At 69.1% G+C, this 19,892-nt stretch carries 20 protein-coding genes; 8 read left to right on the top strand and 12 right to left on the bottom strand.

The features are described 5' to 3' along the window. The first annotated feature begins 5 nt into the window (after nucleotides 1–5). From ACTOQ2_RS36195 to ACTOQ2_RS36185, 3 genes are read left to right on the top strand one after another with little or no spacing between them, the layout of a single operon-like run. On the top strand, nucleotides 6–2,192 hold the full coding sequence (locus ACTOQ2_RS36195) for a hypothetical protein (RefSeq protein WP_440105349.1): 2,187 nt from the start codon (nucleotides 6–8) through the stop codon (nucleotides 2,190–2,192). Further along, on the top strand, nucleotides 2,189–3,019 hold the full coding sequence (locus tag ACTOQ2_RS36190; RefSeq protein WP_440105347.1) for a lantibiotic dehydratase C-terminal domain-containing protein: 831 nt from the start codon (nucleotides 2,189–2,191) through the stop codon (nucleotides 3,017–3,019). The genes ACTOQ2_RS36195 and ACTOQ2_RS36190 overlap by 4 nt, the downstream gene beginning before the upstream one ends. 5 nt (nucleotides 3,020–3,024) lie before the next feature. Beyond that, a complete protein-coding gene (locus tag ACTOQ2_RS36185) occupies nucleotides 3,025–4,065 on the top strand; it encodes a thiopeptide maturation pyridine synthase (RefSeq protein ID WP_440105345.1) in 1,041 nt (346 codons plus the stop codon). Nucleotides 4,066–4,644: 579 nt separating this feature from the next. Here ACTOQ2_RS36185 and ACTOQ2_RS36180 read toward each other — a convergent pair. The 4 genes from ACTOQ2_RS36180 to ACTOQ2_RS36165 form a co-directional block, all read right to left on the bottom strand. Continuing rightward, nucleotides 4,645–5,163 carry a hypothetical protein gene (locus ACTOQ2_RS36180; protein ID WP_440105343.1) on the bottom strand — a complete coding sequence of 173 codons (519 nt, stop codon included), beginning with the start codon at nucleotides 5,161–5,163 and terminating at the stop codon, nucleotides 4,645–4,647. A gap of 84 nt (nucleotides 5,164–5,247) precedes the next feature. Further along, entirely contained in the window at nucleotides 5,248–6,324 is a 1,077-nt protein-coding gene (locus ACTOQ2_RS36175) for an extracellular catalytic domain type 1 short-chain-length polyhydroxyalkanoate depolymerase (protein ID WP_440105341.1), read from the bottom strand. Between the two features lie 311 nt (nucleotides 6,325–6,635). After that, nucleotides 6,636–7,169, bottom strand: a complete 534-nt coding sequence (locus ACTOQ2_RS36170) for a TetR/AcrR family transcriptional regulator (protein ID WP_440105339.1) — start codon at nucleotides 7,167–7,169, stop codon at nucleotides 6,636–6,638. 142 nt (nucleotides 7,170–7,311) lie between these two features. Continuing rightward, nucleotides 7,312–8,868 carry an MFS transporter gene (locus ACTOQ2_RS36165; RefSeq protein ID WP_440105337.1) on the bottom strand — a complete coding sequence of 519 codons (1,557 nt, stop codon included), beginning with the start codon at nucleotides 8,866–8,868 and terminating at the stop codon, nucleotides 7,312–7,314. A gap of 479 nt (nucleotides 8,869–9,347) precedes the next feature. Between ACTOQ2_RS36165 and ACTOQ2_RS36160 the strand changes: the two genes are divergently transcribed. Further along, the gene (locus tag ACTOQ2_RS36160) at nucleotides 9,348–12,116 is read left to right on the top strand and encodes an AAA family ATPase (protein WP_440105335.1); all 2,769 of its coding nucleotides are present in this window, start codon (nucleotides 9,348–9,350) and stop codon (nucleotides 12,114–12,116) included. 128 nt (nucleotides 12,117–12,244) lie between these two features. Here ACTOQ2_RS36160 and ACTOQ2_RS36155 read toward each other — a convergent pair whose 3' ends face one another. Next, nucleotides 12,245–12,634 carry a nuclear transport factor 2 family protein gene (locus ACTOQ2_RS36155; RefSeq protein WP_440105333.1) on the bottom strand — a complete coding sequence of 130 codons (390 nt, stop codon included), beginning with the start codon at nucleotides 12,632–12,634 and terminating at the stop codon, nucleotides 12,245–12,247. A 2-nt stretch (nucleotides 12,635–12,636) separates the two neighbouring features. Next, nucleotides 12,637–12,948 (bottom strand): MoaF-related domain-containing protein, encoded by a 312-nt coding sequence (locus ACTOQ2_RS36150; RefSeq protein ID WP_440105331.1) that lies wholly within the window; start codon nucleotides 12,946–12,948, stop codon nucleotides 12,637–12,639. A gap of 82 nt (nucleotides 12,949–13,030) precedes the next feature. On the opposite strand from ACTOQ2_RS36150, the gene ACTOQ2_RS36145 reads away from it, so the two are divergent. Beyond that, nucleotides 13,031–13,147: a LuxR C-terminal-related transcriptional regulator gene (locus tag ACTOQ2_RS36145; protein WP_440105330.1), complete on the top strand. Its 117-nt coding sequence runs from the start codon at nucleotides 13,031–13,033 to the stop codon at nucleotides 13,145–13,147. On the opposite strand, the gene ACTOQ2_RS36140 is transcribed toward ACTOQ2_RS36145, so the two are convergent. Genes ACTOQ2_RS36140 through ACTOQ2_RS36120 form a run of 5 tightly spaced genes read right to left on the bottom strand, consistent with a single transcriptional unit; the run spans nucleotide 13,144 to nucleotide 17,094 of the window. Next, the gene (locus ACTOQ2_RS36140) at nucleotides 13,144–14,085 is read right to left on the bottom strand and encodes a DUF5996 family protein (protein ID WP_440105328.1); all 942 of its coding nucleotides are present in this window, start codon (nucleotides 14,083–14,085) and stop codon (nucleotides 13,144–13,146) included. The two genes, ACTOQ2_RS36145 and ACTOQ2_RS36140, sit on opposite strands and share 4 nt — an antisense overlap. Nucleotides 14,086–14,133: 48 nt before the next feature. Then, the gene (locus tag ACTOQ2_RS36135) at nucleotides 14,134–14,859 is read right to left on the bottom strand and encodes a flavodoxin family protein (RefSeq protein ID WP_440105326.1); all 726 of its coding nucleotides are present in this window, start codon (nucleotides 14,857–14,859) and stop codon (nucleotides 14,134–14,136) included. Next, entirely contained in the window at nucleotides 14,856–15,002 is a 147-nt protein-coding gene (locus tag ACTOQ2_RS36130) for a hypothetical protein (RefSeq protein WP_440105325.1), read from the bottom strand. Before ACTOQ2_RS36130 ends, ACTOQ2_RS36135 begins: the two co-directional genes overlap by 4 nt. Beyond that, complete coding sequence (locus ACTOQ2_RS36125; protein WP_440105323.1) at nucleotides 14,999–16,765, bottom strand: alpha/beta hydrolase; 1,767 nt, start codon at nucleotides 16,763–16,765, stop codon at nucleotides 14,999–15,001. Before ACTOQ2_RS36125 ends, ACTOQ2_RS36130 begins: the two co-directional genes overlap by 4 nt. Beyond that, a complete protein-coding gene (locus ACTOQ2_RS36120) occupies nucleotides 16,762–17,094 on the bottom strand; it encodes an ATP-binding cassette domain-containing protein (protein WP_440105321.1) in 333 nt (110 codons plus the stop codon). The genes ACTOQ2_RS36125 and ACTOQ2_RS36120 overlap by 4 nt, the downstream gene beginning before the upstream one ends. A gap of 151 nt (nucleotides 17,095–17,245) precedes the next feature. Between ACTOQ2_RS36120 and ACTOQ2_RS36115 the strand changes: the two genes are divergently transcribed. Continuing rightward, complete coding sequence (locus ACTOQ2_RS36115) at nucleotides 17,246–17,668, top strand: AAA family ATPase (protein WP_440105319.1); 423 nt, start codon at nucleotides 17,246–17,248, stop codon at nucleotides 17,666–17,668. A gap of 57 nt (nucleotides 17,669–17,725) precedes the next feature. Continuing rightward, nucleotides 17,726–19,009, top strand: coding sequence for a hypothetical protein (locus ACTOQ2_RS36110; protein ID WP_440105317.1), 1,284 nt, complete (start codon nucleotides 17,726–17,728; stop codon nucleotides 19,007–19,009). Here the strand turns inward: ACTOQ2_RS36110 and ACTOQ2_RS36105 are convergent. After that, nucleotides 18,990–19,415, bottom strand: a complete 426-nt coding sequence (locus ACTOQ2_RS36105) for a TetR/AcrR family transcriptional regulator (protein ID WP_440105315.1) — start codon at nucleotides 19,413–19,415, stop codon at nucleotides 18,990–18,992. The two genes, ACTOQ2_RS36110 and ACTOQ2_RS36105, sit on opposite strands and share 20 nt — an antisense overlap. Between ACTOQ2_RS36105 and ACTOQ2_RS36100 the strand changes: the two genes are divergently transcribed. After that, nucleotides 19,389–19,790, top strand: a complete 402-nt coding sequence (locus tag ACTOQ2_RS36100; RefSeq protein WP_440105313.1) for a helix-turn-helix domain-containing protein — start codon at nucleotides 19,389–19,391, stop codon at nucleotides 19,788–19,790. The genes ACTOQ2_RS36105 and ACTOQ2_RS36100 overlap by 27 nt on opposite strands. The last annotated feature ends 102 nt before the right edge of the window (nucleotides 19,791–19,892 follow it).

Raw genomic sequence — 19,892 nt, 5'->3', positions numbered from 1 at the left:
TGTCCTTGTCGCGAACAGCTCAGCCCGCCGACCGAGATTACGTCGTGGCGCCCATCTTCGCCATCCGGGTGGCCGGGCTGCCCGCCGACGGGTTGCGGCAGTTGCGGTGCGAGCGCACGTGGAGGCTCGTCGACGAGCTGCTCGAGGTCGCCCGCACGCTGGCGGACGAGGGCCGGGCGATGTCCGGCCCCCTGCACGAGGTGATCGGCGCGGGCGTGTTCAAGCCGGTCCTGGTGGCGCTGCGCCGCGACCTCTTCCGGGGCCGCCGCCCGGACCGGCGGGCGACCGCGCCGCAGGTGCTCGCCGCCCTCCCCGAGGAGCTGCGGGTACGGGTCCTCGCCTGGATCGCCCTCAAGGACCACCACGACACGCTGGCGGCCGGCCTGCCCGCCGTCTACGAGGCCGAACGGCGGGAGAAGGCCGAGCTCCTGCGCGTGCTGGCCGAGGACGCGACCTTCCGCCGGGGGCTCCAGCTCGGCAGCCCGATCCTGGCCGCGCGCACGTCCCCGTCGCGCCAGGAGGCGGTCAAACTGGCCCGCTACCTGGCCCGCGCCACCATGAAGACCAGCCCTTACGCGACGTTCGCGTGGAGCGGTTTCGGCACCTGGACCGACGACGGCCCCATGGCCGCCCCGCCCGCCGACCTGACGTGGCGGGAGGTCGTCGACCTCGACCGCGCCGTGTTGCGCCCGCTCTGGGTGACGTTGTCGCGGCACGCGGAGGCCGCGGAGACGCGGGTGAACCCGACCGCGTTCGAGGAGGACGGCCGCATCTGGTTCCTCGGCCCGACCGCGACGGAACCGCTGCTCAGCGTGCCCGCGACCGAGCCGGTGAAAGCGGCGCTCGCGGAACCGGCCAGGGCGCTGGCCGACATCGGGCTGGTGGAGCTCGTGCCGCCGTACGGCGAACACGACGACGACCCGCTGGCCAAGCTGGGCGTCGAGGAGGACGCGAAGGTGATCCGTGACCTGCTCGCCCCGAGGGAGATCCCGGAACGAAACCTGTTCTGGCACAACGCCGTCATCCCCGGCGACGCGGGCCGGTGCGGCCGGGAGGCGTGGCGCCCGGCGCTCGACGACCTGAACCGGCTGCGGAAGGGGCTGGCCCTGTTCGACGGCGATCTCCCGGTGAAACTGGCCGCCGCCGACTTCTTCCTGCGCCGGTACGGCCCCGGCGCCGCCGTCCCCGTCATGAGCTTCTACCGCGCCGTTCACAGTGCCCCGGGCCCGCTGCGCGACCTGGTCCGCGATCCCTTCGCGGCCGGTCCCGGTCACGCGGACCTGCGCGAACGTTTCCTGCGGACCGGCGAGCTCCCCGACGACGACCGGTTCCGCGCCCCAGGTTCGATCTGCGTCTACGCCCAGGCGCTCCCGGAGGGCCGCCTGGTCGTCAACACCGTCACCGCCGGTTACGGGAAGGGGCTGTCCCGTCTCCACCACCAGCTGCGCCGGATCGGCCACGCCCCGGACGCGTCGGCGCTGCGGGCCCCGCAACGCGACATCAGGATCGCCGAGGTCGCGGGCGCCCTCGGCAGCGGCCTGAACCTCCGCACCACCACGGCCGATGTGACGATCGACTACCCGTACACCACGGGTGGAGGTCTGCACCCCTCGGCGTTGACGGTGCGGCTCGACGGTTCCCGGCTGGCGTTGTGGGCCGACGGCGGGAAGGTGCGCCCGATGCACCTGGGCATGACCGCCCAGCACTGGTTGCCGCCGTGGTTGCAGTTCCTGGTCAGGGTCTTCGGCGAACCGTCGGTCGCGATGGTGCCCGGCTGGGTGTTGCGCCCCGGCCCGGTGCCGCCGCGCGGCCGGATCGACCACCTGCCCCGCCTCGACCTGGGCGTGGTCACGCTGGCCCGCGAGTGCTGGCGGCTGCGCGCCGCCGACTTCCCCTCGGGCGGCCCGCCCGAGCTGGCGTCGTGGTTGCGCGACCACGGCATGCCGCGGCGTTTCTTCGCCCGGGTCCTGGACCTGCGCGACGGCCTGCTCGCGGGCCTGCTCGGCAAACACCGCAAGCCCATGTACGTCGACGTCACCGACCCCTTCCTGCTCGCCGGCCTGCGCCACGCGGCCGGGAACCCCGACGCCCTGATGGTCGTCGAGGAGACCCTGCCCACCCCCGAGGACGCCCCCGTCTACCCCGGCGGCCCGCGCGTCACCGAGTACGTCATCCAGGTGAGCGCCCCGTGACCCCCTGGCAGAGCGCCCACCTGTTCCACACCGGCGACCTCGACGACCTGATCCGCGACGTCGTCACCCCGCTGGCCCGGTCGGCGACGGCCTGCTTCTACCTGCGCTACTGGGAGTCGGGCCCCCACGTGCGGCTGCGCCTGAAAGGGGTGCCCCGCGACGAGATCAGTGCCCGGGCCGCCCGGTGGTTCGCCGACCACCCGTCGCCCGGCGTCGATGCCCCGGCCTACCGGCGGCTGGCGGCCGTGCTCGCGAAAGGGGAACGCCGCGAGAGTTACGACCCGGTCCTCCACCCGGCCGGCAGCGTGGCATTCATCCCATATGAGCCGGAAAAGCGCGTCTACGGAAACATGCCCGCCGTCGAACGACATTTCGGCATCTCCAGCTCCCTCGCGCTCGACGTCCTCCACGGCGCGCCCGCGATGGAACGCAGGACCGCCGTCGGCCTCGCCGTGCTCACGCTGACGATGGCCGCCTGCCAGCCCGACCTCGCCGAAGCGGCCCGCCGCCTGCCCCCGCACGACCCCGGCGACCTCCCGGCCGCGCTGGTCACCCAGACCGAACATCTCTGGCACCTGAAGGACGGCCCCGGCCTGCTCGGCACCTGGGCCGCCTCGATCAACGACCTGGCCGCGAGCCTCCCGGCGACGACCGGCGACGCGGGCTCAGCCCACGCCCACCTGGCCGTCATCGGCGACGACGCACAACGGGCCCGCGTGCTGCTGCGCTGCGCCCACCTGTTCCACAACCGGATCGGCCTGCGCCCCGGCCCGGAATCGCACATCTCGACTCTCGCGGCCCGCGCGCTGGCCGCGCTGCGGAGGTGACCGTCATGTGGCACAGCGTCCACGTCTTCTACCACGAGCCGGACAAGGACCCCCTGCTCCTCGACGCCGTCCGGCCCCTGCTGGCCGACATCCGCGACCACGTCGAGGCGGCGTACGTGGTGCGCCACTGGCGGCAGGGCCCCCACCTGCGCATCAACGTGAAGACCGACCGGCGGACGTGGGAGGAGGTGGTGCGCCCCCGCGTCGACGCGGTCGTCGGCGGATGGTTGCGCGACCACCCGTCGACGTACGTGGTGGACCAGGCCGAGAGCCTGGCGCGGCACCGCCTCATGGCCGCGCGCGAGCAGGAACACGGCCCGCTCACCCCGTGGCCCGCCGACAACTCGATCGTCGAGTTCCCGTTCGACGACCGCCGCCACGTCCTGGGCGGCGACGAGGGCGTCGACCTGCTCACCGCGTTCTACAGCGACAGCACCCCGCTCCTGTTCGCGATGCTCGACCACTGCCGCGACGGCCGCGACACCAAGTCGGACCTGGCCATGGCCCTGCTCCTGACGGTCGCGCACACCTCCCATCCGATCGAGCGCAGCTACCTGTCGTTCCGGGTGCACGCCGAGGGCTACCTCACGTGGTCCAAGGACCCCGAGGCCGCCCGGCGCTCCTTCGACGAGGTGTACGGCTCCCGCCGCGCCCTGCTCACCCAACGGGTCAGGCAGGTCGTGGACACCATCGACGCGGACGGGGACAGCCCGTTCGTCCGGGAGTGGGCGGCGCTCGTGGAGACCTACCGCGCGAGGGCCGACCGCGTGGTGCACCTGCTGCCGACCATGGACGACACCCCGGCCGAGACGAGGGGCGAACTGCACACCCTGATGTTCGGCACCCCCGGCTACCGCCGCGACATGTTCGCCCGCCCCGACTTCCTGCGTTACCGGGTGGTGCTCAACTACACCTACCTGCACCTGACGAGGCTCGGCCTGACCCCGCTCGACCGCTTCCGCACCTGCCACCTGCTCGCGAACGCGGTCGAGGAGGTCTACGGCGTCTCCGGCCTGGAGTCGATGCGCCGCTACGCCTCCGGCTAGCGGGAGGGATCACCAGTCAGCTGCCTTCATGCGGCTGGCCTCGATCCGCCGCCCCGTGACGATGTCGGTGGCCAGGGTGCGCATCACCCGGCCCGGGCCGCCCTTATCAGGCCCGCCCTCACCACGGGCATCCAGGCCATAGACAAGATCTTCTGGACACCTTGGGAATGCGGCACAGCCTCGTCTCGCTGCTGTCCGACTCCGGCGTCCCCTGGAGAACATCGCGCGCCTCGTCGACCACAGTGGAACCGCCGTGACGGAGGCGGTCTACCGGAAGCAGATCCGCCCGATGCTCCTCGGCGGGGCGGAGGCGATGGACCGGATCTTCACGTGAGGAGCCATAGGCACACCCAGAACCAAGAAAGGGCGCCTCCCTTTCGGGTGACACACTTGCCGACCAGCTAAAACCTGGTCGGGACGACAGGATTTGAACCTGCGACCCCTTGACCCCCAGTAGCCCGGTGGCCCAGCGGCATGCTCACGCACGTTTGTCCAGGTCGCGACCAGCATAAGTCAGCCGAGTTCAGGAGTCGTGCCGGCGGTCTTACCTGGGTGCTCAGTGCGGGCCGCCGCTCAGGGTCAGTCCGCCGCGTACAAACGATCCAAGTCGACGAGCTGGACGCCGAGGTCCGTGGCCGCCGCGGACCGAAGGTCGTCGGCGAAGCCGCCGCCGCTGAACAGCAGCAGCCGGCATCGGTCGGCCCGGACACCGTCCCGGACACGCAACAGGGTACGGACATGCGCCAAGCGTCGCAGGTGGCCGGTCCCGACCGTATCGTGCCACTTGGCCTCGCCGATCGCGAGGAGTTCCTCGCGGCCCTGCTCGTCGCGGCCGAAGACCGCCACGTCCACCTCGTGCTGAGTACGCGCGGCGGAGTCGTTGACAACCCCGGCCGCGACCCCGGTCGGAAAACCACCAAGAACGTCCGGCTCGGCTTCCCCGCGAGCCCAGTCGCGGCAGATCGTCTCGAAGTGCGGGCCAACGACCTTACTCAGAAACGTGCGCTGCAGCCGAGGCCAAACCTGCCGCGACCGGCCCGCACGCTCCAGATCGCCACAGGCCGGCCGCATCACGGCGTGCTCGCGCGCGTACTTCACACCGCCATCACAAGGCCGAAGATCACGTCAGCGCTCCGCGCCGCTTCCGCAGCCGACGCGACGGCGGTTGGCAGGTCATGGGACTTACGCCGGTGATCCTCTCGGGTGGCGTCGGGCGAAGTCCCAGACGATGGCGCTGGCGTCCGGGCCGGCGCGATCGGTGAAGAGGCCGTCGCCGGCAGGGCCCGGCCAGACGTGCCCCATCTCGTGGACGAGGTACGACTCGACGACAGACGTGCCGTCCGGCGTGATGATGGTGGTGTGCGTGTACGCATTCCTGCCCGGTTCCGCAGGCACCGTCGTCGTCTCTTCGACCAGGTCCAAACTCTCGTTGGGCAGACCATCGTCAATGAGGTCACTCACCGCGGTCCAGTGCTCGACGAGGCGAGTGGCGACGATTGGTGGGACGACGTCATCCTCCTCGCCCTGGATGACGAGCAGCGGCACCTGCCGCGCCCGGTCGCCCATCTGGGACCACGCCTGACGTGCGGTGTAGTCCGGCGGTGTGGCGCCGGGGTCGTTCGGGTCCACCTGGTTCAGCCCATACTCGCCACCGGCGACCGACGTCGCGGTCGCGAAGACGTCGGGGTAGGTCGCCGCGAGGATGACGGCGGCCCCCGCACCGGACGACGCGCCGGCGACGTGCACGTGGTCCGGATCCGCGTTGTACTCCTCGACCACCTGCCGAGCCACGCCTGCGAGCAGCGCGGGTTCTCCGTCGTAACGGTGCTGTTCCCGCGGATCAGCCGAGTTCCAGCAGTTGATCGCGCTGCGGAACATGCGCTGCGTCGGATAGACAACGATGAAGCCCTCGCGGTCGGCCAGGTCGTCGAACTGCGTCGTGAACTTCATCGAGTTCCAGCCGTACCCGGACATCCCGCACCCGTGAATCGCCATGATCACCGGCAACCGGGTGGTGCCGTCGTACTGTGGCGGTAGGTGGACCTGGTAACGCTGAGAGCCGACGTCGCTTTCGTACTTGTGATTGCGGTCTCCCTCCCCCATCCACCATGGCAGGCCAAACTGGAAGACCGCAGCACCGACACCGACCACGACCACGACCACCAGCACGACGCAGGAGGCGATCCAGGGCCATCGCCGCCGCCGAAGCCGGTCGGACCGCAGCTGATCGGACTCGAGCGCCTGGCCCAGTGCAGTCATTGAGTGTTCCTTTCGTCTTGACACCAGGCTCCCGCCACCGCCGGCACCTTCGCGTCGGTATGAGCCCCTTAGCTGTCACAGTCAGCGCGCTGCCGCCTGCTCGAAGCCGGTCTCGACCCGCGGGCATCCGGATCATCAGTCCGTTCACATGGAGAACGGGGCATTGCGGAGGGGTATCAGGAATAGAGACGATCCGCGTCGGCACATCTGCCTACTCCGACACCGACAGACTCTCGCCGTCGAGCACCTGCTCGCCCCGGCAGAGGCCGGACGCAGCGGGGTGTTCTGAGGTTCGGCGGGTCGCCAGCGCGTCAGATGGGCGTGTGAAAGGTGCCGTCAGTGGCGAGCTCAAGCAGCAGGCGACGAGCGGTGGCGATGCTCGCGTCGTTCTCTTCCCCGTATACGGCGGCAACGACGACGCCCTCGGCGGCTCGGCGCACGATCTGGATGCGCTCGAGGCTCAACCCATCGACGGCGAACTGCTCGCTCCACCACGCACTGTGTTCTTCCGTGACCGCCGCAACGCCGGGAATCGCGTGCAGACCACCCCAGATCGCCGCTGACGTGAAGTCGTGCGCAGCTCCGGCATCCGAACGTCCCGCGCAGAGTGCGCGAACGTAGGCACGGAGCATCTTGCCGGGGTGGTTCTCTGACAGGTCGAGGTGGCTGAGGACCGTCTGCCTGAAATGTTCCTGAACGTCTTGCACCACGGCGATCACAAGCTGGTCCCGACTACCGAAGTGGTGAATCAAGCCGCTCTTCGACACACCGGCGACCGAGGCAACCTGATCCAGCGTGACAGCGGCACCTTTCGCCAGGATCACCTGAGTGGCCGCATCGAGCACGGCCCGCCGCGTGCGCTCAGTGTTCCGCGTCCGTCGCCCCTCAGCCACACCAGACCACCCGCCGCACATCGACGTCATTACTGACCGAGCGTTCTACAGTACGGCACGAGCGTACGGCCCCATGGTGGCGGGGAGCTCCGAATCAAGGTACGAGTTCGTGCTCGTGTTCTGCGGCGAGATCCTTGTTCGCAGCCGCACCTCGGAGCGTGACAAGGGCCCAGATCGCTGTGAGGACCATGATCCCGGCGCCGGCTATGCCGGTGACGATGATCGCTTCGGTGAAGGCGAACTCGGCGATCTCGAGGATGGACGCCCCGTCATCGCCACCGACCTCGGCCGCTACCAGCAGTGCCTCTGCCATCGTCGAGGACGCCCGTTCGGCAATCGACCTGGGTAGATCGAGCGCATCGGTTCCGGCGGTGACCACCCTGGTGTACCAGGCGACGAGTATCCCGCCCAGTACGGCTGTCCCCAATGTCGTGCCGATCTCGTACGCGGTCTCCGAGGTCGCGGCGGCCTGTCCTGCACGCTCAGGCTTGACGGAGCTCATGATGATGTCGTTGCTCAAGGCAAGTCCCATGCCCGCGCCCAGCGAGACCAGGGCGAGAGACGCTGCGATCAAGGCGGGGCTCGATGTTGGCGACAGGAAGTTGGTCAGCCCGAAGCCAATAGCGGCGATCAGGAGTCCGGCGGTGATGACGTAGGCGGGGAGGAGGCGCTTGACCACCACTGCCGCGACGAATGCGGCGGTAGCGGCGAAGATCGCCTGGGGAATGAGCCAGATGGACGCCTGGATCGGGTTGAGGCTGAGTACAAGCTGGAGGTACTGGATGAGTGCTACCAGCGCGCCGACCATCGCGAAGATCGACAGCAGATCCGCGATGACGGCGCCTCGGAAGTAGCGCACCTTGAACAGCCTGACATCGAGGAGCGGAGCGGGAAGCATCAGTTGCCGGTGGACGAACAGGGTGATTGCGGTCAAGCCGACGACGAGAGCAGCGATCCCGAGAGCGATTTCCTTGCCGCCGGTGAGGGTCTTGATGGCGTAGACCACGCCGATCATGCCCACGAAAGAGAGCACGACACTGAGGATGTCAATCTTGTGCAGCTCGGGGTTACGACTCTCTGGCAGCAGCAACGGGCCAAGGATGAGCAGCAGCAGCATGACGGGGATGTTCATCAAGAACGCGACCTGCCAGCTGAATGTCTCAATGACCCAGCCGCCGACAATCGGCCCGACCGCCGCGCCGACCGAAGCCATCGCCGCCCACGCGGCCATCGCGTAGCGGCGCTGCTGACGGTCGAGGAACATGTTGCGCACCAGTGACAGCGTCGAGGGCATCATGATCGCACCGCCCACGCCCAGAAGCACACGGGCGCCGATCAGCATCCACGGCGATGTCGCCAGCGCGCCGGCCACGGACGCGGTCGCGAAGACGACCGCGCCGATGAGCAGGTTGCGGCGCCGACCGAAGCGATCGCCCACGGTGCTCATCGCCACGAGCAGACCGGCGAGCACGAGTGAATAGATGTCGATCATCCATAGTTGCTCGACACCTGTGGGGCTCAACTCAGCGGAGATCGCGGGCAGACCCAGGATCAGGACGGTGCCATCGATCGTGATCAACAGCAGGGGCAGGACCAGTACGGCAAGACCGATCCAGCTCCTGGCGGTCGCCTTGGGGGCTGCGTCATTCATGAAAGTTCCTGATCAGGAGGTCGGGTGGGCTGTCGCCACAGCGTACAGTCCAGTTGGTCGGTTCGACAACACGTCCATACTGTTGTGTAGCCTGATCGTTCGACTAGCTGAGGCGTGGTTGCCTGACGCGTCCCATCACTTGGCCGCGGGTCCACGCTGGGGCCACCCCACGCCGATCACCTCGGCACCCCTCGTTGCCGGTCGTTGTCGTGTTGTCAGGCTCGCAGCAGTGACGGCGCCTTGGCGTCGGCGGAAGCCCCTTTAGTCCTTCGCCGGTCGCCACGGTGCCGCGATCTGGACCATCGCCGCCCGACACAAGCCGGATCAGCGATCGACCACCGGCGCGCCTACGCGCCTGCGCCACGCGAATGCAGTTCGCATCGGCGATAATTGCCTAAGTTATAAGTTCCTTTGAGAACCGGCTCTGGCGGCTGTGGTTCGCAACGGCGATAATTACCTAAGCTATAAGTCCTTCTGCGGTGCCGACAGACTCAGGTGAGAACGAACTGGCGAACCTTCTGGGCCGGCGCGCAGAGCGCGTCGCCGTCGAACACCTACTCGCCCAGGCACAGACCGGACGCAGCGGGGCATTCGTGGTGCGCGGGGAAGCGGGCATCGGAAAGACCGCGATCCTGGAGCATGCCCGCGAGACCGCGGCTCCCTTGGGGTTCCGGGTCGAGCACTCGGTCGGAGCGGAGTCCGAGACCCAGTTCGCATTCGCCGGTCTGCATCAGCTGTGCGCGCCACTGCTTGACCACACGACTGCGCTACCCGAACCACAGCAGGCTGCCCTCGGCGTAGCGTTCGGCTTACGCGCCGGACCTGCGCCGGACCGGTTCCTGGTCGGGCTGGCCACCCTCAACCTGCTGGCCGAGATCGCCGAGGAACAGCCGCTGCTGTGCCTCGTCGACGACGCCCAATGGCTGGACCAGGTCTCCGCGCAAGTCCTGGCGTTCGTGGCACGCCGGGTCGCGGCCGAACGGATCGCCCTACTCTTCGCGCTACGTGACACTGGCGATGGCCCCGTCGACGTGTTCGCCGGACTGCCGGAAATGCGCCTGGACGGGCTCGGCGGCACCGATGCCGAAGCGCTGCTGGCGACCGCGGTCCGCACCCCGCTGGACGACGAGGTCCGTGACCGGATCGTCGCCGAGGCACGCGGCAACCCGCTGGCGCTGCTGGAGCTCCCCCGCAGCGCGCCGCCGACACAGCTGGCCGGCGGGTTCGAGCTGCCCGACACCCTCAGCGTCCCGCACCGCGTCGAGGACGAATTCCGGCGCCGCTCCGGCAGCCTGCCCCCCGACACCCAGCTGCTACTGCTGGTCGCCGCCGCCGAGCCAACCGGCGACGTGGCGCTGCTGTGGCGCGCCGCCGCGCAGCTGGGCATCGCCCGCGAGGCGGCCGCACCCGCAGAAGCCACCGGACTACTCAAGATCGAACTTCGAGTGCGGTTCTGTCATCCGTTGGCGCGCTCGGCGGTCTACCGGGCCGCCACGCCACCCGACCACCGCCTCGTCCACGGCGCGCTGGCCGCCGCCACCGACCCGCAGACCGACCCGGACCGGCGCGCCTGGCACCGCGCACAATCGGTCTTGGGCACCGACGAGGACGCTGCTGCCGAACTTGAACAATCAGCCGACCGGGCGCGGGCCCGCGGCGGGCTGGCCGCCGCAGCCGCGTTCCTGCAGCGGGCCACCGAGCTGACTCCTGAGCCCGCCGTCCGTGCGGGCCGGGCACTGAAAGCCGCGCACGTCACGCACGAAGCCGGTGCATCCGAAGGCGCGCTGGAACTGCTCATGGCGGCACCAATCGGGTCGCTGGTTCCCCTGCAGCGTGCGCGGCTCGACTTGCTGCGAGCCCAGATCGCGTTCCACCTGACCCGTGGCACCGAGGTGCCGGGCATGCTGATGGATGCCGCCAAGGCACTCGCCCCGTTGGACGCCGCGCTGTCCCGCGAAACCTACCTACATGCGCTGGATGCGGCCATCATCAACGGTGGGGGCGACGCGGTGCGCATCGCCGAGGCGGCCCTGGCCGCCCCCGCACCCGAGGTGCCGCCGCGACCGGTAGACCTGCTCCTCGATGGGCTGGCGACGACCCTGACAAGGGGATATTCGGCAGGAGTGCCCGGGCTGCGGCTCGCGCTGGCAGCGTTCCGCGACGGCCCGCACGTGGAATCTGGGCAATCCAGCCAGAGCGACCGTTGGCTGTGGCTGGCCGGCCGCAACGCCGTGGCGGTCCTCGACGACGAACTGCTCTACGTGCTGGCCAGCCGCAACGTCCAGCTCGCTCGTGAAGTCGGCGCGCTGGCCGCGCTCCCCGCCGCACTGAACTTCCTGTCCATCACGTCGGTCCTGCTGGGCGATCTCGCCCACGCAAGCGAGCTGGCCGCCGAGGCCACAGTGATCACACAGGCGACCGGGGGCGTGCCGTTGCGCCATGCTCACGTCATTCTGCACGCCTGGCGTGGTGACCAGGCCGAGACCACCGCGCTAAACGCCATCATTGCCCAGGAGGACATCTACCCCGACGGGGGTACGGATGTCGCCTTGGCCCAGTACGCGGTGGCAGTACTTCACAACGGGTTGGGCAACTATTCGGTCGCGCAGGAAGCGGCGGAGAGAGCGTGCAGGTCCGCCGAACTGTCGATCAGCAGCACGGGCCTGCCCGAGCTCATCGAGGCTTCCGTCCGTGCCGGCGAACCGGCACGAGCGGCGCTCGCGCTGGAGCAGTTCAGCTCACGCGCGGATGCGTGCGGCACCTCATGGGCGCTCGGCCTGGCCGCGCGCTCACGAGCGCTGACCAGCACGGGGCCTGATGCCGAGAAGCACTACCGCGAGGCGATCGAACGGCTCGATAAGTCCCGGATGGCCGGCGACACGGCTCGTGCTCACCTCGTCTACGGCGAGTGGCTGCGCCGCGAAGGCCGCCGCCAGGACGCGCGCAAGAGCCTCCGCACCGCCCACCAACTGCTGTCGGACATGGGTGCAGAAGCGTTCGCCGAGCGAGCCGCCCGCGAGCTGCGCGCCACCGGTGAGCACCCGCGCAAACGCACCACCCAGCCGGTCCACGCCCTCACCACCCACGAGCTGCACATCGCCCGATTGGTCGCCACCGGGGCAACCTCCCGGGAGATCGGCGCACAGTTGTTCCTGAGCCCGCGCACGATCGAAGCCCACCTGCGCAGCATCTTCCGTAAGCTCGGCATCACCTCCCGCAGGCAGCTCAAGGAACTGCCGCTGCGCTGACCGGCCGGGCACACCACGGCCAGAAGCCCGGGAAGGCCGGGCAGCCAGGCGTCGGTGCTCGATCTACCAGCCGCATTAGGCTGCTTTGACAGCGTCGGCCGGGCTCATACAACTTGCGGCACGGGGTGTCAGATCATCGGGTTACCGGTGACGGTCTCCTCGGGGGAGGTGAGGTCCTGAATAACATCCCAGTGTTCGACGATACGGCCATTATCGAGCCGGAAGATGTCAACGATGACGACTGGGTTCGGTGCCCAGCCATGGACGATGCTGTGGGTGAACACGAGGTCCCCCTGTGCGGCGATCCGCTTCGGCTCCCATGAGAAGCCCTCCAGACCCGGCACGACGGCGCGCAGCGTGTCCAGACCGTTGGCCATCTGAGGACTGTGCTGGACGTAAGGCTCAGACCAGTACCGGTCGAGCGCCGTGACGTCCTTCTCGGCGAAGAGTTCTCGCATGGCGGTCAGTACGATTTCGGTGTTGCGTTGCGCCTGGTCGGTCGCCGTGTTCGCGTCCATGGTCATGCCTCCTCGATAGTCCCGACAAAGTTGTAGAGAGTGCCGCCGACAGTCACGTTGGAATACAGCGTCGCGTTGGCGAAGTCCTCGACGTGGGTGACGGTGGCACCGCTGGCCTCCGTCCACGAATTCAAGTAGACGCCGTCGCGGATCTTCCTCAGGTCGAGCTTCACGGTCTCCGCGTGACCGTCGGGCGCAAGCCCACCGCCGCTCTCGACGACGAAGCTGCCCTGTGTCTGCGAATCGAAGGTGAACCGGACCTTCAGTTCACCCAGGTTGAACCAGTAGCTTCTGCCGATTATCTGCTCAATCATGATGTCCTTCCCTCTTCAGCCGGTCTGGGTGCATTATGCGGACCACCTGCTCGCCCCTTGCCTCTTTCATCTCCGATACGGGTTGATCAGCCCTCGTACGATCGGCCACCACCTGGCCAACGTCTATCCCCGGCTGGGCATCACCTCTCGTGCCGAGTTGGCCAGGATCGACTTCGAGGGAGAGCTGCGGCTCAGCTAGACCTCCGGGGTGCGGTGCCACCGGCGTGGGTTGTCCTCCAGCGCGGAGCGGTCCCAGTGCCCAAGGTCCGCGGCGGCTTCGTAGGTGGTGCGGAGGAACTCGGCGACCGCGCGGTCGGGGTCCGGTGCGGCGCGGGCGGCCTCGTAGGGCAGCAGGAACTGCTGGTACTCGGTGCTGAAGTACGCACCTTCGGGGCTGACCTGCTGCTCGGCGAACCCGTCGGGTTCGGGGTAGGCGTACGAGTAGAAGGCGCCTTCCTCGCCGCCGCCGGGCCAGAACCCGCAGCTGGACAGCTCGCGGGAGTAGCCCTCGACCATGACCCAGTCCCCGCAGTTGGGCACGCCCCCAGGGTGCGGCGGGGCCGACCGGCCGGAGAAGCGGGTGCAGGCGAGGTCCATCGCGCCCCAGAAGAAGTGCACCGGACTGACCTTGCCCACGAAGTGCGACCGGAACTCGCCGATCACCCGGTTCGCCTGCAGCAGCTGTCGCCAGAACAGGGCGGCCGCCTCGCCGTCGTAGGAGGCGTGGTGGTGGTCCTCGGCGAACGGGATCGCCGGGTCGACCTCGTTGGGGTGCGGCCGGATCGGTGCCTCGATCCCGAGCCCGTCGAGCATGGCCATGACCCGCGAGTAGAACTCGGCGACCGGCATCGGCCGGAGCGGGAGGCTCTGCGCGCCGCCGTTGCTGGTGCGAACGTCGAGCCGATGGCCGATGAAGTCGAACTCGATCTCGAAGGCTCCCGTGCCGTACGGGATGGCGGACGTCGTCAACCCGCGCGGGCTCACGTACAGGGTCACCTGCCACCAGTGATTGACCAACGGGGCGTGCGCCATGCGGATCTTGCCCACGATCTGGGTCCACATGTGCAGGGTGTCGCGGGTGGCGGTCCAGTCCGAGACCCGCAGGCTCGGCCAGCTCATCGTTGCCGGGATCGTCATCGCTACTCACATCCTTGGCGCTGTCACGAGAGGGTGACGGTCGTCGGGTCAGCGGTACTCGGGGTTGGCGGCGCCCGGCTGAACTCCTGCGTCCCAGGCAGTGCGCTGGTTGCCGTAGGCCGGGAATCCGCCGGCACGACGGATCATCGCCGCGAGGTGGAGCAGGTTGTAGGTCATGAACGCGGTATTGCGGTTGGTGAAGTCGTTCTCCGGCCCGCCAGAACCCTCGTCGAGGTAGGACGGACCGGGACCGACCTCACCGAGCCAGCCCGCGTCGGCCTGCGGCGGGACGGTGAAGCCGATGTGCTGCAGGCTGTAGAGGATATTCATCGCGCAGTGCTTCAGGCCGTCCTCGTTGCCGGTGAGCAGGCAGCCACCGACCCGCCCGTAGTAGGCGTACTGGCCCTGCTCGTTGAGTACACCGGAGTAGCCGTAGAGCCGCTCGATCACCCGACGGGTCACCGAACTGTTGTCGCCGAGCCAGATCGGACCGGCGATGACCAGGATGTCGGCTGCCAGCACCCGGGTCAGCAACGCGGGCCATTCGTCGGTGTCCCACCCGTACTCGGTCATGTCCGGTCGCACGCCGGTGGCGATGTCGTGGTCGACGGCGCGAATCTGGTCCACGCTGACCCCGTTCGCCTCCATGATCGCCACACTCCGATCGACCACTCCTTGGGTGTGGCTCCGGGCGGGGGAACGGTTGAGGGTGCAGTTGATGTACAGCGCGCGCAGCCCGGTGAAGTCGGGCTTCTCGATCGTCGTCGCGGTCATGATGTCCTTCCTGGTAGCAAGTGATCAATAACATCGATGACCGCGAGCCGGACACCGTCGCCGGGGTCGGGGTTCGGGATCATCATCTCCGGATCGGCCGCCGAGCACGTAGACACCGCTTCCACGCTCTCATCGGCGGTCACAGCCGGGTACCTCCGGGGGGCACGCCACCCACGACAACCCCGCCGGAGGTTTCCCGGCCGTCGCCGGGATGACCGCAGCCACCGGAGGAAACTCGCGCGACCCGAGACAGCGGCTTCCCCGAACTCGCTGCCAGGGCATGGGCATGAGGCGGCATCTTCCCCAAGGTTGCCGGCAGGGCGGACTCCTTGATCGCGTTTCCGCCGAATGGGGCGGTGGTCCGGCGGCGCAGCCGGTCGAGGGTGTCGGCGCGCCGCTGGGCGGCGCCGGCGTCGAGCCTCCGGGGCGCGGGGCCGCAGAAGGTGTCCCTCGGCATCGTGCCGTCAACCAGGTACGCCGTGGTCACATTCAGCGCGCACGCGTTGTCGCCGTACACGTAGACGCCGTGCCCGCTGCCGTCGACGCTGACCAGCCGGGAGCGCTTGGCGAACTTCTCCCGAAGCAGCTCGCCGCCTCGGTGCGGCGTGCCCGGGTCGCGCAGGTTCTGCACGATCAGCACATTGCGCGGCCCCTTGTCGTTGATCCGCACCGGCGGCTCAGACGGCTCGTGCGCCCAGTACGCACAGGGGGTGATGCTCGCGCTGGCCGCGCCGAACATCGGGTATCTCTTGCGGTCCTCGGCGACCGCGCGTCGGTAGGTGCTGACGTCCTCGGGCCAGTTGACGTCGTTGCAGGTCACGGCGAGGTACGCCGACAGGAAGTTATCCCAGGGCAACAACTCCGGCGGCGTCGCGGCACGGTCGCCCGACCCGGTTACCGCCGCATCGTCGGCGCGGGGCAGCGACTGCCAGTATTGTGCCAGTGCCGGATAGTTGACCTTCCCGTAGAGCGCCGCGAAGGTGGTGAACCGGAAGACCGCCCCGGTGATGAAGCCCACCGGAGCCTCGTCCAGCCGCTCGGCGAGCCGGAAGTAGGTCCGGCGCACCTGCGCCGGGGTACGGCCCAGGCCGTAGGCGCCGTGCCTGGCCGCCGCCCACGCGGCGAAGTCCGGGAACGTCTGTTCCACACCCAGGCCGAACCGGCGCATCGCGGCATAGTCGAGGTGAGTGTCGCCGAGGTTGCTGTCGATCACGACTCGGTCGGTGGTGTCCGGGAACATCGACGCGTACGCGGCACCCAGGGCCGACCCGTACGACGCACCGAAGTAGCTGGCCTTCTCCTCGCCGAGCGCGGCACGGATCGCGTCCAGGTCACGGACCGTGTTCGCGGTCGTGATATGCCGCAGCCGACCCTCGGTGTCGTTGGCCGCACACCATTCGGCAGCCGCCTTCGCGGTCCTCGCCCGCTCGATAACCGCCGCGTCGTCGACCGCGTACGGCGGAACGTTGCTGAAATAGTCCAGCTCGCCGGTGAAGCCGCAGCTCACCGGCGCCGAACGCCCGACCCCACGAGGGTCCATGCCGATCAGGTCGTAGCGCTCCGACACGCTGCTCGGCAGGCCCAACCCGACCAGGTCCGCCGGCATCGTCAGCCCCGAGGCGCCCGGACCTCCCGGATTGAGCAGGAGGATGCCACGACGCTCGGCCGGCTTCGCACTGGCGATGCGCGACACCACAATGTCGATCTTGACACCGTCGGGATCGCGGTAGTTCAACGGCACCGGCACCGTCGCGCACTGCAACGTCGGCGAGACAACCGCGACCTCCTCGGGGCACACGCCCCACTCCACCCGCGTCGCCGGACCACCGGCCTGCGCCGGTGCCGCCGCCAGGGACGCGGCGATCCCGGTGACGACGGTGACGGCCACGCTTCGACGCAACTTCATACCCCTGCCCTCGACTGTTGACGGCCGTTTCCTGACACTCCCGCAACGGTGAGGTCGGCTGCAAACCCACTCTCCTGCAGCCTCATCCCCATCCTGAGACGCAGCGCGCGCCGATCCGTAGGGCTCTTGCCGAAGACGCGCACCGTGCCCGCCGACGCCGTCCGGCGGCCCTCGACGATCTCGAGAGTCGAGGTCTTGCCCGCCCCGTTGGTGGCGAGGAGTGCGTGGAGCTGCCGGCGCGCGACCTGAGACGAGAGCTCCTCGACGGGGTGGAACTCGCCGTCGGTAGCGTTCAGTTGGGCGACTTCGATGAATGGGCTGACGAGCATCGCGGATCCTTCCGTCTCGGCACAAGACTTCCGTCATTGGCCGCACCTTCGCGTCGGTACAAGCCCCTTAGCTCCCAACCTCAGCGCACTGCGTCGCAAGCGAGCTGGTCGCTGTCGGTGGAGTAAGCCGGTTTGGGCGGCCTGTACGCGGTTGACCAGCGATGACAGCCGCGGGCTCGGGGCTTGTCTCGACCTGCGGTATCCGTTTCATCAATCGCTTCGCGTGGAGATCACGGCCTTGCCGTGGCGGCCGAGATCAGGAAAAATTGCGATTCCCATCGGTGACAACTACCTACTCCGGTCCTGTCGGGCCTCATCCCAGCCTTGGGCGGGAGCGAAACTGACCGACCTCCCGGGCCGGCGCGCAGAGCGCGTCGCCATCGAACACCTGCTCGCCCAGGCACAGGCCGGACGCAGTGGGGCAGTAGGGCTGCGTGGGGAAGCGGGCATCGGGAAGACCGCGATCCTGGAGTACACCCGTGACGTCGCGGCCGCGTCGGGGTTCCGGGTGGAGTACTCAGTCGGGGTGGAGCCTGAAAGGCAGTTCGCTTTCGCCGGCCTGCACCAGTTGTGAGGGCCGCTGCTGGACCACGCGGATCCGCTGCCCGAGCCGCAGCAGGCTGCCCTGCGCGTGGCGTTCGGTTCACGTGGCGGGGCGGCGCCGGACCGGTTCCTGGTCGGGCCGGCCACCCTCAACCTGCTGGCCGAGGTAGCCGAGGACAGGACGCTGTTGTGCCTCGTCGACGATGCGCAGTGGCTGGACGAAGCTTCCGCGCAGCTGCTGGCGTTCGTGGCGCGTCGGGTGGCAGCCGAGCGGATGGCGCTGGTGTTCGCGCTGCGCGACGCCAACGAGAGCGATGTTCACCCGTTCTCCGGATTGCCTGAACTGCGCCTCGACGGGCTCGGCGAGACCGACGCGCGGCAGTTGCTGACCGGCGCCGTCCGCGCACCGCTCGACCCGGGAGTACGCGACCGGATCATCGCCGAAGCACGCGGCAACCCACTGGCGCTGCTGGAACTGCCACGGGGCACGCCATCAGTGCAGCTGGCCGGCGGGTTCCAGGTGCCCGATGTGCTGAACGTCCCGAGCCGCATCGAGGACGAATTCCGGCGCCGCTCCGGCAGCCTGCCCGCCGACACGCAGCTGCTGCTGGTGGTCGCCGCGGCCGAGCCGACCGGCGACGTGGAGTTGCTGTGGCGCGCAGCCACCCAGCTGGGCATCCCCCGCGAAGCGGTCGAGCCAGCCGAGGCAGTCGGCCTGCTGGCGATCGACACCCGGGTGAGGTTCCGCCATCCGCTGGCGCGCCCGGCGGTGTACCGGGCCGCCACACCGCCCGACCGGCGCCGCGCCCACGGCGCCCTGGCCGCCGCCACCGACCCGCAGACCGACCCAGACCGGCGCGCCTGGCACCGCGCACAATCGGCCCAGGGCACCGACGAGGACGCCGCCGCAGACCTTGAGCGTTCCGCCAACCGGGCCCGCGGACGCGGCGGGTTGGCCGCCGCAGCCGCGTTCCTCCAGCGGGCCGCCGAGCTGACTCCTGAGCCCGCCGTGCCCCGCTGGACCCGGCACTGGCCCGCGAGACCTACCTGCAGGCGTTGCAGGCATCCTTCCACGCCGGCCGCCTCGGCCGTGGGCGATGGCTGCAGGAAGCGGCCGAGGCCGCCCAAGCCGCGCCCGCACCGCCCACGAACTCCACATCGCCCGGCTGGTAGCCACCGGGGCGACCTCCCGGGAGGTCAGCGCACAACTGTTCCTCAGCCCCCGCACCATCGAAGCCCATCTACGCAATATCTTCGGCAAACTCGGCATCACCTCCCGCAGGCAGCTCAAAGAGATGCGGCTGCCCTGACCCGGCCGACAACACGCCAGCACGGTCTTCTGAGCTTCAGAGTCACCGTCGAGGCGGGTTGATTCCCTCCAGGGCGAGACGAACCAGCCGCTCCGCCTCGGGCTCACTGGCCGACTCCGCAGCCAGTGCGATCGCTTTGACGAGAGTCACCAGGTCGACCATCGCGACGTCCGAGCGTACGAATCCCTCCTCGGCGGCCCGGCACCGAAGCGGTTCGCCTGCCGCCACGAGCATCGCGGGGCAGGACTCGCTCTCCTGCGGTGCCTTGAGCAGCGAGGTGACCAGGCCGCGGGTCGTCGTGCAGTACGCCGCCAGCTCGCACAACCAGGTCGTCAGTGCCCGATGGGAGTCCGGCGCGGCCAACAGTTCTCCAGCGCGGGCGCACAGCGCTTCGACCCGCTCGTGAAAGACCGCCTCCAGCAGGGCCCAGCGGGACGGGAAATGCCGGTGCAAGGTCGCCGAGCCCACGCCAGCGGCCCTTCGTCGACGAGGGATCCATCCTCACCTCGGCGGGGGCCGCCGCCGGTCTCGACCTGTGCTGAATGGGCCATAATTCGGCTCGACCAGCGGCTCACGATCGCCGGACTCGCCGCACACGCGCGGATGTCGCCCCGCACGTTCCTGCGCCGCTTCACCGAAGAGACCGGCAGCACCCCGCTGCAGTGGATCCTCCGGGCGCGGGTCGACACCGCCCGCGAACTCCTGGAGAGCACGAGGCTGTCGGTCGACCGCATCGCGGACCAGGTCGGCCTGGGAACCGGATCGAACCTCCGGCTGCATTTCCGCCGGCTCCTGGATGTGTCCCCCTCGGAGTACCGCGCCACCTTCTCCGGGCGGAGCTGACCACCGCGATCATCGCCTGAGTGCCTGGAGCGTTCCGCTACGAGATGCGAGGGGGAAGCGCGACAGTTTCGCCCGCCACATCGATCGCGACCTTGCCGCGCA

Origin of the sequence: Streptosporangium sp. H16 (assembly GCF_051918855.1) — a bacterium.
Lineage (GTDB): Bacteria > Actinomycetota > Actinomycetes > Streptosporangiales > Streptosporangiaceae > Streptosporangium.
This window is presented reverse-complemented; position numbering and strand designations above follow the sequence as displayed.